This window comes from Gammaproteobacteria bacterium (assembly GCA_016200485.1).
GTDB lineage: Bacteria > Pseudomonadota > Gammaproteobacteria > Tenderiales > Tenderiaceae > JACQEP01.
Map to the genome: position 1 here is coordinate 167,611 of JACQEP010000004.1, position 11,801 is coordinate 179,411.

The window sequence follows — 11,801 nt, forward strand, 5'->3', positions numbered from 1 at the left end:
CTTGATAATCAACTGGCGTCAATTTAGCACGGGAGGAACAAAGGACAAAGGACTAACATGCGCATATTAATGATGGCTCAATCAGACTCCCACCCTCTCCCTCTCCCCGCTTGCGGGGAAAGGGGCTGATGTTTTGGTAATGATGTCAATTTCAACAATACAAATCCGCCAGCAGCGTCCTACGAACATCCTCGGCCACCTCAATCATAACGTGGTAATGGGGATGATCGATCCCCAACGCCAGATTACCGCCCCCACGCAATGCCTCAATCATCGGCTCAGTCAGTTCAAAACGCAGAAAATGCACGGCTGAGGTTTTCTCAGCCGTGGAACGTTGCAGGTCTTCATCGGCGACGCCAAATACCGGCTCGCAATCGGCTATCTGAATCCAGACCTTGTGTTCAATCCCCACCAACTGGCTCAGCGCTGCTGACCGCTGTACCGGATCGGCGTATTCCAGCATCAACGTCGCCTTCCAGTTGTGGCCATCCGGTACCAACGGATTATAAGTAGCAAGCTCGGCTTCTATTTCCGCAGACTCAAAAATACGTTCCGCACGCAACATCTCCTGCACCTGATAGTGCATGGTCAATCGATCTTCAAAATGCAACGTTGCGTACGGGCCCAGCGCGATCACGCGCCGTTGTTTATGTGCCATCACCTGCTGTCGGAATTCAGGGCGGCGTTGGGCATATTCTTCCAGGGAGAATAAATCAGCGCGCGTCAATTTCTGCATCTTTGCAATATCTTGTTCAGAATATCCCATAGGCCATCCGTAGCAACGTCAGCGGATGACGCGGCACAGTACTATCATCTAAAATCCCCGCCAAATGATGTCCGGCCAACGGACAATCGCTGCCATAATGATCCGGCATCGCGGCTTTGATCACATTCACCACCGGCTGCGCAATCTTCACCGCATGCGAGTAATTCTCAACCTTCACAGCGTAAGTTCCATTATGACCGGAACAACGTTCCACCACTTCAAGTTCGGTATTCGGAATCAAAGACAACAACTCCCGCGCCTTAACGCCATTGAATTGCACACGCTGATGACAGGAAACATGATAAACAATTTTTCCCAACGCGCGTGTGAAATCCAGTTTCAGTTTTGCTTCACGATGACGCAAACTCAGATACTCAAAAGGATCAAAAAAGGCCTGGCTCACTTTAGCAACGGCAGAATCATTCGGGAACATTGACGGCAATTGCTGTTTGAACAGCAACACGCATGACGGTACCACCGCCAGCAAATCCCAGCCTTCATCCACCAAGCGCGACAATATTGGAATATTAAATTCCTTGGCCTCAACCACACTCTGCAAGTCGCCCAATTCGAGTTTGGGCATGCCGCAACAACGTTCAGTCTCGGTTAACGTCCAGGGGATGTGATTGTGATCCAGAATCGCGACCAGATCCTGGACAATACGCGGCTCATGCTGATTGCCATAACAGGTGGCAAACACCGCCACTTTGCCATGTGTCCGCGACGTGGATTCGATTCGATCCCCCCCCATCAACGGACGCGTTTTCAAGCGTTTGCGCAGGGTTTGATCATCAAACGGAGGCAGCCACGCCTCTTGCGCAATCCCCAAATGTTTCTCCATCTGTTTGCGTAAGGATGGGGTTTGCGTGATGCCATTAATCGTTTGCGCAATGATGGGGATCCCCGCCAAACGCCCCACTTCATCGGTCGCAGTCAACCATTTATCGCGTCGACTGGCACCATGCTGTTTGAAATGCACAGCCTTAGCCCGCAACATCAATTGCGGAAAATCCACCGCCCACGAATGCGGAGCCACATAAGGGCATTTGGTGACATGGCACAAATCGCAGAGATAACATTGATCGACAACCTTTTCATAGTCATCGGTAGTGACACCATCGACATCCATGGCTTCACTGGCATCGATCAAATCGAACAAGGTGGGGAAGGCATTACAGAGATTGACGCAACGGCGACAGGAGGCGCAGATATCAAACACCCGCGCCATTTCCGAGTGTAACGCATCCTGATCGTAAAACTCCGGCATCTGCCAAGCCAAGGGCTGGCGTTGTGGCGCTTCTAAACCTTCTTCGCGCGGCGGGCGCATCGAATCCGGCATTATGCCTCCCGCACTAATTCACTGGCAGGATGAAACACGCGGCCTACTCTTCGTTCATCGCCTCCAGCGCCTTCTGAAACCGGTTGGCATGTGAACGTTCGGCCTTGGCCAGGGTTTCAAACCAGTCTGCAATTTCATCAAAACCCTCGTCACGGGCCACCCTGGCCATGCCGGGATACATATCGCTATATTCGTAGGTTTCGCCCGCGATCGCCGCACGAATATTGTCGAGCGTGCCGCCGATGGGCAGACCCGTGGCCGGATCGCCACAGACCTCCAGATATTCCAGATGGCCATGGGCATGGCCGGTCTCGCCTTCGGCCGTAGAACGGAACACCGCCGCCACGTCGTTATGACCTTCGACATCGGCCTTGGCAGCGAAATAGAGATAGCGGCGATTCGCCTGCGATTCCCCGGCAAAGGCTGCCTTGAGGTTTTGTTCCGTCTTGCTTCCTTTTAAGGCCATGCGCACAACCTCCTTCATATATGGATAAAACTGAACCCGTTCTCGACTCTAGCCCAGTTTGACCATTGAGGGAAGTCTGAGTAGAGTTAGCACCTCTGCGAAACAGAAGGACATCCCCCTTGGCCAAGAAACGTGCACCCGAGCAAACCCCTGACTTCGAATCGGCCTTGGCCGAGCTTGAGGCGCTGGTCGAGCGCATGGAACAAGGCGATGTCTCGCTGGAAGAATCTTTGCAGCTCTTCGAACGCGGCGTCAATCTCACCCGCACCTGCCAGCAGGCGCTCAAGGCAGCGGAACAAAAGGTGCAGATCCTGCTCGAAAAAACGCCGAGCGCCGAGGCCGAAGATTTCAGCGCCGATGATTGATTCCAGCAACACCCTGAGCGACCTGTTGCGCCACTACCAGTCGCGGGTGGAATCCGCCCTCAACCACTGGTTGCCAACGGCCAAAATTGTCCCCCAACGACTACACGAGGCGATGCGCTACTCCAGCCTCGATGGCGGCAAACGCGTGCGCCCGTTTCTGGTGTACGCCAGTGGCACCGCCTTGGGTTTAGCGCCGGAGCAACTCGATGGCCCCGCCTCGGCCGTGGAACTGATCCACGTCTATTCGCTGATCCATGACGATCTGCCGGCGATGGACAACGACGACCTGCGTCGGGGCAAACCTACCTGTCATCGGGCCTTCGACGAAGCGACGGCAATCCTGGCGGGCGATGCCCTGCAACCACTGGCCTTTCACATCCTCGCCCACGATGCCGCGATCCAGGTACCCGCCGAGCGGAAACTACAAATGATCGACTGCCTGGCCACCGCGGCGGGTTCGCGTGGCATGGTCGGGGGGCAAGCCATCGACTTGGCGGCCGTCGGCAAGGATTTGGATTTGCCCGCCCTGGAAAACATGCACATTCACAAGACCGGCGCCCTGATCCGCGCCAGCGTCCGGCTTGGCGCCCTGTCTGCGGCACAGGCATCTACCGAAAGTCTGGTCCTCGACCACTACGCCCACTGCATCGGTCTCGCCTTTCAAATCCAGGACGATATTCTTGATATAGAAGGCACCACCGAAACCCTGGGCAAAGCCCAAGGCGCCGATCAGGCCCTGAACAAACCCACCTACCCCGCTCTGCTTGGACTCGATGGCGCCAAGGAACGGGCGCAAGAGCTTAAAGACGAAGCCATCGCCAGCCTGACCGGCTTCGGCCCCAGCGCCGACCCGCTGCGGTGGATGGCAGAATATATTGTGGCGCGGAAGAGCTAAAGCTAACCGCGAAGGCCGCCAAGGAACGCAAAGTTAAGCGCTCCCTCCACAGGTTTTCTTTCTTGGCGTCCCTTAGCGGCCTTTGCGGTTAATGCTTTTACGCCAGCCTTTTACTTGCACCCCACCCGCCTACCCTTCATAATTACCCGTTTTCGCTGTTGCAGCCTACTCATTACATGCCGACCTCCAGTTACCCCTTGCTCGATACCCTTGAATCGCCTGCCGATTTGCGACGCATGTCGGTGGCCGAGCTGGAGCATGTTGCCAGCGAGGTCAGGCGCTTTTTGATTCGCAGCGTCAGCAGCACCGGCGGCCATCTGGCGGCGGGGCTGGGCACCGTGGAGCTAACTGTCGCCCTGCACCATGTCTTCAACACGCCGGAAGACAGGCTGATCTGGGATGTGGGCCATCAGAGCTATCCCCACAAAATTCTCACTGGTCGCCGCTACCAGATGGCGACGCTGCGCAAGAAAAACGGCATCGCCGGTTTTCCCAAGCGCGATGAAAGCCCATACGACACCTTTGGCGTCGGCCATTCCAGCACCTCGATCAGCGCCGCGTTAGGCATGGCGCTGGCGGCGCAAGCCCAAGGTATCGATCGTAAAGTCGTCGCTGTGATTGGCGATGGCGCGATGACCGCGGGCATGGCCTTCGAGGCCCTGAATCACGCCGGTGATCTCGACGCCAATCTATTGGTGATCTTAAACGACAACGATATGTCGATCTCGCCCAATGTCGGCGGCATGTCGAAGTATCTGGCGCGCATCCTCTCCGGCAAATTCTACGCCAGCATGCGCGAAGGCAGTAAAAAGGTGCTGGGCAAGATGCCGTCGGTCTGGGAACTGGCGCGCCGCGCCGAAGAACATATGAAAGGCATGGTCGTGCCGGGCACCATGTTTGAAGAGCTGGGCTTTAACTACATCGGCCCGATTGATGGCCATGACATGACGACGCTCGTCAGCACCTTGCGTAACATGCGCGAACTTTCCGGCCCGCAATTCCTGCACATTGTCACCCGCAAGGGCAAAGGCTTTGCACCTGCCGAACTGAATCCACTGGCCTATCACGGCGTGGGTAAGTTCGATCCGGACAGCGGCACATTGGCGCCCGGCAGCAGTACGCTTACCTATACTCAAATCTTCGGTAATTGGCTGTGTGATATGGCGGCAGCCGATGCACGTTTGGTCGGCATTACCCCCGCAATGCGCGAAGGTTCAGGGTTGGTGGAATTTTCTGAACGCTTTCCGCACCGTTATTTCGACGTCGGCATCGCCGAGCAACACGCCGTCACCCTGGCCGCGGGCCTGGCCTGCGATGGCATGAAACCGGTGGTCGCCATCTACTCCACCTTTTTACAGCGCGCCTATGATCAACTGATTCATGATGTGGCGCTGCAAAATCTGCCGGTGTTGTTCGCCATCGATCGCGCCGGACTGGTCGGCCCCGATGGCCCGACCCACGCCGGCAGTTTCGATCTCAGCTTCCTGGGTTGCATTCCCAACTTGGTGATCATGGCCCCGGCCGACGAAAACGAGTGCCGCCAGATGCTCTCCACCGGCTTCCTGCACGATGGCCCTGCCGCCGTGCGTTACCCGCGTGGCGGTGGCCCCGGTGTCGCCGTCAATCCGACATTGACGACACTGCCCATCGGTAAAGCCGAAGTGCGCCGCCGTGGCCGCAAGGTCGCGATTCTTGCCTTTGGCAGTATGGTGACCCCGGCAGTGACGGCGGGCGAGACCCTGGACGCCACCGTAGTCAACATGCGTTTCGTCAAACCGCTCGACGAAACGCTGATCTGCCAACTGGCCGCCGAACATGAGTTACTGGTGACCGTCGAAGAAAATGCCGTCCTCGGCGGCGCGGGTAGCGCGGTAATCGACGTGTTGGTACAGCATCAACTTCACACCCCCGTATTGCCGATCGGCCTGCCTGACAAATTTATCGATCAAGGCAGCCGTGAAGAACTGTTGGCGGAGTGCGGCCTTGATACTGCCTCAATCACACAAAAAATTCAGGGCTACTTGGCTACTGACACTTGCCAAACACCTCTGGCTCAGGTAAATTCTTACTAATTAAGTCAACTATTATTATGTCTTCCCGTTACACACTCAAAGTCATTACCGATTTCGCCGCCGCCCATGCCTTGCGCAACTATCCCGGCGACTGCGCCCGCCTGCACGGCCATAACTGGAAGGTCGAAGTCGAAGTCACGGCCACGAAACTGGATGGCCTGGGCATCGGCATGGACTTCAAACATATCCGCCAGCAAGCAAAAGCGGTTTGCGACCGGCTGGATCACCAGTTTCTGAACGAACTGAGTCCTTTCGATCAAATCAATCCAACAGCGGAAAACATCGCCGCTCATATTTATCAGGCGCTGGGCCAGGCACTGAATGGCCCTCACGTCCGCGTCAGCGCCATCACGGTCTGGGAGACCGAGCGGGCTTGCGTCCGCTACACCGAGGAGGACTAAACCATGGCCACAAAGATCACAGCCAACATCGCCGATGTCCAGAGCTCGGCTGACACCCGCCGCATTCCGATCAACAAGGTCGGGATCAAGGACATTCGCCATCCTGTCCGCGTCAAGGACCGGTCGCAAGGTCAGCAACACACGATTGCCAGCTTCAATATGTACGTGAACCTGCCGCACAATTTCAAAGGCACGCACATGTCGCGCTTTGTTGAGATTCTCAACAGCTATGAACGCGAAATCTCGGTCGAAAACTTCAATGCCATGTTGCACGAAATGGCGGAAAAGCTCGAAGCTGAAACCGGCCATATCGAAATGAACTTCCCCTATTTCATCGACAAGCCGGCGCCGGTATCCAAAGTCAAAGCACTGATGGATTACAACGTCACCCTGATCGGCGAAATCCGTAAGGGTAAGACCGATGTCGCGATCAAGGTCGTGGTACCCGTCACCAGTCTCTGCCCATGCTCCAAGGAAATTTCCGAGCGCGGCGCTCATAATCAGCGTTCGCACGTCACCATCATGGCGCGCACCTGCGATTTCGTCTGGATCGAAGACATCATACAGATGGTCGAGGAAGAAGCTTCCTGCGAATTGTATGGGCTACTCAAACGCCCAGACGAAAAATATGTTACTGAGCGCGCCTACGATAATCCCAAATTCGTCGAAGACATGGTGCGCGACATCGCCGCCCGCCTCAACGCCGACCCCCGGATCACCGCCTACACTGTGGAATCAGAAAACTTCGAGTCGATCCACAATCACTCCGCTTATGCACTCGTCGAGTGGGACAAAAGCAAAAACAAATAGTTAGCCACCAGTCTTAGATAATCTTCTCAACTAGCGCGCATTGGGCTTGAGTCCATGCGCACTTCGAGGTAGAGTTGTCCCTCCACACTGGCAGTTACTGCTGCGTTTAGGTCAGGGCTTTTACTTCAAAGCCCGTATTTTTTAAAGATGCCCTCACATAACACAGCAGCACCCCGGCGTCTTGGTTAGATACCGTCGGACTGGCTTTTAGGATCGACACGCGAACCCCGAACTGAGGATAGTTACCAATGCCCGAGCTGTTGAACAGATTCACCAGCCGTATTGTGCTGGCAGAATTGACCATTCATCTTTTTTTGATGGTTCTGCTGCTGCTATTGGTGATCCCCAGAATTGAAAACAATTACCGTCAGCAATTCATCAATCATGCCTATATTGATGCCCAGCGCACGGCTGGATTAATTGCGCAGGAACCCGAGCGCCCTTACCAGTTGATTGACGCTCTCAACAATGGCGATTTAGTCCATGCCGAACTGGTGCACCCCGCGCCAGACAGCCGCTCCGACCCTGCCTTTGGCGACAATAATGATTCCGTTTTTTATGTCGCCACCCCCCTCTCTCTAGGCGCCACAAAATACACCCTGCACATTGCCTATGATGAGCGTCCTACCTCACAGCTGATCGCCGACACACGCAATGCTGGCTTTATCATCGCTGCCATTTATCTTTTGTCCGCCACCCTCATCACCAGCCTGCTGGGACCCGTCCTGTCACGCCCCTTGCAGCAACTCAGTGCTGCCGCACGCAAAATTGCCGCCGGACTTTCTACCGAACGCTTGGAAGTTCGCACCCCGATTATCGAAATCAATACCCTGGCGACCGACCTCGAACACATGCGCCGCGAACTGGTCAATCAGGGTGAGGCTCTGTCCGCACGCGAGGCCCGTATCCGCGCCATCATGGACAACGTGGTCGATGCGCTGATCACGCTCGATGAACAAGGCTTGATTCAGTCATTCAACCTCGCTGCCGAACGTATCTTTGGATACGACGCTAAAGAAGTTGTCGGCCAAGATATCGACATGCTATTCACCTCACCATTCTACTCTTCATATAAAGCCCGAATTCAAAAAAATGCTGCATCCCCGGATCAACCACAGTCACTTGAGATTCTCGGCCGCCGCAAAGATGGCAGCACATTTAATCTTGAGGCGTCGCTCAGCGAGATGTGCCAGATCGAAGGTTGCCTGTCGATCGTTGTCTGCCGCGACATCACCGATCGCAAGCAATCGGAAATGGAATTGAAATCCCTCCAGGAAGATTTGGAGCGCCGCGTCATCAAACGCACCCGCGAACTGGCCACGGTCAACAAAGAACTGCAACATCAGGCCCTGCATGATGCCTTGACCGAACTTCCCAACCGGGCACTACTACAGGATCGCCTGCAACAAGCCACCCGCACCGCCAAACGCGATGGCCACGCATTGGCATTGATGTTGATGGATCTGGATCGCTTCAAGGAAATCAATGACACCCTGGGACACCACTATGGCGATTTATTATTGCAACAAGTCGCCGTCAGAATGCGCAGTGCGCTGCGCGATTCCGACACCGTTGCCCGACTCGGTGGTGACGAATTTGCCGTCTTGCTGCCCATCATTCAGCATCGCGACCAGGCCGAACATGCAGCGAAAAAAATTATCGAGGCCATGTCACCGCCCTTCTCCCTCGAAGGCCAGCAATTCCATGTCGGCATTAGCATCGGCATCGCCCTTTATCCGAAAGACGGGGAAGAGTCAGTACATTTGATGCGCCGCGCCGACGTCGCCATGTACGTCGCCAAACGCTCACAAATCGGCTACACCTTCTACGATCCAAGTCAGGATTTGCACAGTGTCAGCCGTCTGGCCATGGTCGGCGAATTGCGGCGTGCGCTGGAAGCGGCTCAACTCAAACTTCACTATCAACCCACCGCCGATTTGCGCAAGCATCAAATCACCGGCGTCGAAGCCCTGGTACGTTGGGATCACCCGCAAAAAGGCTCGATCATGCCCGACGAATTCATTCCATTGGCAGAACACACCGGCCTGATCAAACCATTAACTGTGTTTGTATTGAATGAGGCATTGCATCAGGCACATCTCTGGAACAACAGCGGCCTCTATCTGCGCATGGCGGTGAACCTCTCCGCCCGCAGCCTGCATGATCCCGACTTGGTCACTCATGTTGCCAGCAGCCTGGATCGCTGGAACATTCCGGCAGAACAACTACAAATGGAAATTACTGAAAGTGCGATCATGGAAGACCCGATTCGCGCCATGACTACGCTCACCAAATTGCATCGTATGGGTGTCAAACTCTCCATCGATGACTTTGGGACCGGCTATTCATCACTCATGTATCTGAAACAATTGCCGGTCGAAGAAATCAAGATCGACAAATCGTTTGTCAAAGATATGCTGATCAACAACGAAGATAAAGTCATTGTCCGTTCCACCATTGACCTCGCCCACAACATGGGGCACCAGGTCATTGCCGAAGGCGTGGATAACGAAGCTGCGTTAGAATTGTTACGCGAAATGGGTTGTGATCTGGCCCAAGGCTACTACATCGGCACGCCGATGACGGCTTCTGCACTCCCGGGCTGGCTGAAACATACTTCCTGGAAACCAAACACCACTCCAATCACCGACTTCAGCCGCGACAGCATTGCAGTGTAGCACGTAGGGGCGGGTTTAAAACCCGCCCCTACCCTTTCCCTCATTCCACAGATGATATAGGAAACGCGCGACGTCCATATCTGGACTATCACCAGAATTGCTTGCTGTATGGTTGCGCGCATTACTTGCGTATGCGACGCCGTCCGTAGGCTGAAGCAGAGGGATTATTCACCCGTTCGTTGAGACCTTCCACCATAAGTTCGGCGTGTTTTTCCACATCGGTTAACGAACCAGGCTTTCTACCTTCAATTCTTGCTTCATCCACCCCAATCACATAGCGGTGCCAAAGACCACTCATACCATCAGGAGGACAGGTTTCCTCAACCAACATCACACGGTAGCGTATTTTGAACGAGCAATATTCCGCGCTGGTAATCATCGTTTAAACAGCAATCCGTCTTGGACGACGGTTAAGACTAGATTTCTCGCGCCCGGGATTCTTGTAGGACGACGCACCTTTGCCAATACCTTGCCTGCTGAATTTATCTTATCCGCCATTTTCTCGCACCTCATATCAATCGGATCAACCTTGAGGCTCTGCTCAGTCTCGTAACCGGAGATCACTCCCATAGGAATATCGCGCTTTAACAAATGCCTAATCGTTTCAATGTGTTTATATTCATCAGCACGCGCCGGTGTAACCACATCACCTTCATTGCCCGCTTGTGCAACAATATCAACCAGCAAGGCCTGTGGCAATTGCATGTTAGGTTCGCCAGGATACTGATCAACACCCTGTTTTCTTAACGGCTCAAAAAGGTTCTCCATACCATCGGCATTGGTCTCATGCACAATGCGCATAAGTTCACCTAGCTCGCTTTGCGGAAATCCATTTTTGCAAAACCAGTTCAAATACGGCTGAGGTAGATCAATCAAAAGCACATTAAAATGCTTCCCAAACGGCATACGATAATTGGCCAGCTTCGACATTAACCTTGGATCACCATAAGTGCCTTTAATACCCATTGCACCGCCTTCTTGGAAAGTATGTCATTGCAAGACTTACACTCATCTGTAAGCATCGTGATTTACAGGCAGATAAGGGCCAAATTTAGAACGGACATGCCAACTCCGGCACTGGCACCGGGGAATATACCTACTTCGATAGTAACACCGATTGCCATCCGGTCTGTGTTTTTATTTTGAATACTCAATATCCGCGCGCCACCTATCGCTTGACAATAATGCACATTACAACAGCGAGAGCATGATAAATTGGTTTAATCGCTTATTACACTGTATTTAACGATAGACATGTTTCTACCAAACAATCGCCAAGGGAAATCACTGAAATCGCGATCATGAAGGACACGATCCGCACCACGAACGAACATGCCAAGGCTGTCCAGGTTATTGAAACAACGCCGGAATGCTACGCGAAATGGGCCGAGGACTTAAAACATCGACAACCAGGAAAGGGAGCCGATTGAAAATATGTCGAGGGCTATAAAATGCGAGGCCCCGCATTAACCTCAGTCGCCGGACAAAAATATTACTATACATTCCCGCAAAACCTGTTATAGTATGCATCAAGGCCTGTGATACAGACCTACTTTATTACAACAATTTGAGCCTGAAATACTTCGCTACACCACTTCTTACTTACTAAGTCCTGCTGTCCTGAAGCTCTTCACTCTCTGCTTGCTTGTCATTATTAAGTAATTCGTCCCGCTTGCTTCACGGTACGTTTACAAATTTTATTAAACTATTCTTCAGGAGACATCATGTCTAAATTAACGGGTACGATTAAGTGGTTCAATGCCGATAAAGGCTTTGGTTTTATTACTCAGGACGATGGCGGAGCAGATGTGTTCGTTCACTTCCGCGCTATTGTCGGCAATGGTTACAAAAGTCTGGACGAAGGCCAAAAGGTTTCTTACGAAACCGAGCGCGGCCCTAAGGGCCTGCAAGCAGCTAACGTTGTTACGATGTGATTAGTTCCAATTAGTTCCTCGGAAAGGGTGCCGCTGGCACCCTTTTTTTATTGCCACATCCATTCTCGCCAGACC

The 11,801-nt window shown here is 53.6% G+C and carries 12 protein-coding genes; 7 read left to right on the forward strand and 5 right to left on the reverse strand.

Translation table 11 applies throughout. From position 1 onward, the window contains the following. Positions 1-151: 151 nt before the first annotated feature. Genes HY272_01390 through HY272_01400 form a run of 3 tightly spaced genes read right to left on the reverse strand, consistent with a single transcriptional unit; the run spans position 152 to position 2,571 of the window. Positions 152-736, reverse strand: coding sequence for a DUF3501 family protein (locus HY272_01390; protein ID MBI3771349.1), 585 nt, complete (start codon positions 734-736; stop codon positions 152-154). Between the two features lie 16 nt (positions 737-752). Continuing rightward, complete coding sequence (locus tag HY272_01395) at positions 753-2,093, reverse strand: Fe-S oxidoreductase (protein MBI3771350.1); 1,341 nt, start codon at positions 2,091-2,093, stop codon at positions 753-755. 55 nt (positions 2,094-2,148) lie between these two features. Continuing rightward, entirely contained in the window at positions 2,149-2,571 is a 423-nt protein-coding gene (locus tag HY272_01400) for a rubrerythrin (protein ID MBI3771351.1), read from the reverse strand. Positions 2,572-2,690: 119 nt separating this feature from the next. On the opposite strand from HY272_01400, the gene HY272_01405 reads away from it, so the two are divergent. The 6 genes from HY272_01405 (at position 2,691) to HY272_01430 (ending at position 9,792) form a co-directional block, all read left to right on the forward strand. Next, a complete protein-coding gene (locus HY272_01405; GenBank protein MBI3771352.1) occupies positions 2,691-2,936 on the forward strand; it encodes an exodeoxyribonuclease VII small subunit in 246 nt (81 codons plus the stop codon). Beyond that, positions 2,929-3,831: a (2E,6E)-farnesyl diphosphate synthase gene (gene ispA / locus HY272_01410; protein MBI3771353.1), complete on the forward strand. Its 903-nt coding sequence runs from the start codon at positions 2,929-2,931 to the stop codon at positions 3,829-3,831. Before HY272_01405 ends, ispA begins: the two co-directional genes overlap by 8 nt. A 176-nt stretch (positions 3,832-4,007) precedes the next feature. After that, positions 4,008-5,903: a 1-deoxy-D-xylulose-5-phosphate synthase gene (dxs, locus tag HY272_01415; GenBank protein MBI3771354.1), complete on the forward strand. Its 1,896-nt coding sequence runs from the start codon at positions 4,008-4,010 to the stop codon at positions 5,901-5,903. A gap of 17 nt (positions 5,904-5,920) precedes the next feature. After that, positions 5,921-6,304, forward strand: a complete 384-nt coding sequence (gene queD, locus HY272_01420; protein ID MBI3771355.1) for a 6-carboxytetrahydropterin synthase QueD — start codon at positions 5,921-5,923, stop codon at positions 6,302-6,304. Between the two features lie 3 nt (positions 6,305-6,307). Continuing rightward, positions 6,308-7,114, forward strand: a complete 807-nt coding sequence (locus HY272_01425; protein MBI3771356.1) for a GTP cyclohydrolase I FolE2 — start codon at positions 6,308-6,310, stop codon at positions 7,112-7,114. A gap of 248 nt (positions 7,115-7,362) precedes the next feature. Beyond that, positions 7,363-9,792: an EAL domain-containing protein gene (locus tag HY272_01430; protein ID MBI3771357.1), complete on the forward strand. Its 2,430-nt coding sequence runs from the start codon at positions 7,363-7,365 to the stop codon at positions 9,790-9,792. 121 nt (positions 9,793-9,913) lie between these two features. On the opposite strand, the gene HY272_01435 is transcribed toward HY272_01430, so the two are convergent. Beyond that, positions 9,914-10,171, reverse strand: coding sequence for a hypothetical protein (locus tag HY272_01435; GenBank protein ID MBI3771358.1), 258 nt, complete (start codon positions 10,169-10,171; stop codon positions 9,914-9,916). Further along, the gene (locus HY272_01440; GenBank protein ID MBI3771359.1) at positions 10,168-10,758 is read right to left on the reverse strand and encodes a DUF3820 family protein; all 591 of its coding nucleotides are present in this window, start codon (positions 10,756-10,758) and stop codon (positions 10,168-10,170) included. The genes HY272_01435 and HY272_01440 overlap by 4 nt, the downstream gene beginning before the upstream one ends. A 758-nt stretch (positions 10,759-11,516) precedes the next feature. Here HY272_01440 and HY272_01445 point away from each other — a divergent pair. Beyond that, entirely contained in the window at positions 11,517-11,726 is a 210-nt protein-coding gene (locus HY272_01445) for a cold-shock protein (protein ID MBI3771360.1), read from the forward strand. Positions 11,727-11,801: the final 75 nt, after the last annotated feature.

Excerpts from the sequence above, each read along its gene's own strand:
- HY272_01390 (MBI3771349.1), bottom strand. The coding sequence starts at position 736 with ATGCAGAAATTGACGCGCGCTGATTTATTCTCCCTGGAAGAATATGCC.
- HY272_01395 (MBI3771350.1), bottom strand. The coding sequence starts at position 2,093 with ATGCGCCCGCCGCGCGAAGAAGGTTTAGAAGCGCCACAACGCCAGCCC.
- HY272_01400 (MBI3771351.1), bottom strand. The coding sequence starts at position 2,571 with ATGGCCTTAAAAGGAAGCAAGACGGAACAAAACCTCAAGGCAGCCTTT.
- ispA (MBI3771353.1), top strand. The coding sequence starts at position 2,929 with ATGATTGATTCCAGCAACACCCTGAGCGACCTGTTGCGCCACTACCAG.
- dxs (MBI3771354.1), top strand. The coding sequence starts at position 4,008 with ATGCCGACCTCCAGTTACCCCTTGCTCGATACCCTTGAATCGCCTGCC.
- queD (MBI3771355.1), top strand. The coding sequence starts at position 5,921 with ATGTCTTCCCGTTACACACTCAAAGTCATTACCGATTTCGCCGCCGCC.
- HY272_01425 (MBI3771356.1), top strand. The coding sequence starts at position 6,308 with ATGGCCACAAAGATCACAGCCAACATCGCCGATGTCCAGAGCTCGGCT.
- HY272_01430 (MBI3771357.1), top strand. The coding sequence starts at position 7,363 with ATGCCCGAGCTGTTGAACAGATTCACCAGCCGTATTGTGCTGGCAGAA.
- HY272_01435 (MBI3771358.1), bottom strand. The coding sequence starts at position 10,171 with ATGATTACCAGCGCGGAATATTGCTCGTTCAAAATACGCTACCGTGTG.
- HY272_01440 (MBI3771359.1), bottom strand. The coding sequence starts at position 10,758 with ATGGGTATTAAAGGCACTTATGGTGATCCAAGGTTAATGTCGAAGCTG.
- HY272_01445 (MBI3771360.1), top strand. The coding sequence starts at position 11,517 with ATGTCTAAATTAACGGGTACGATTAAGTGGTTCAATGCCGATAAAGGC.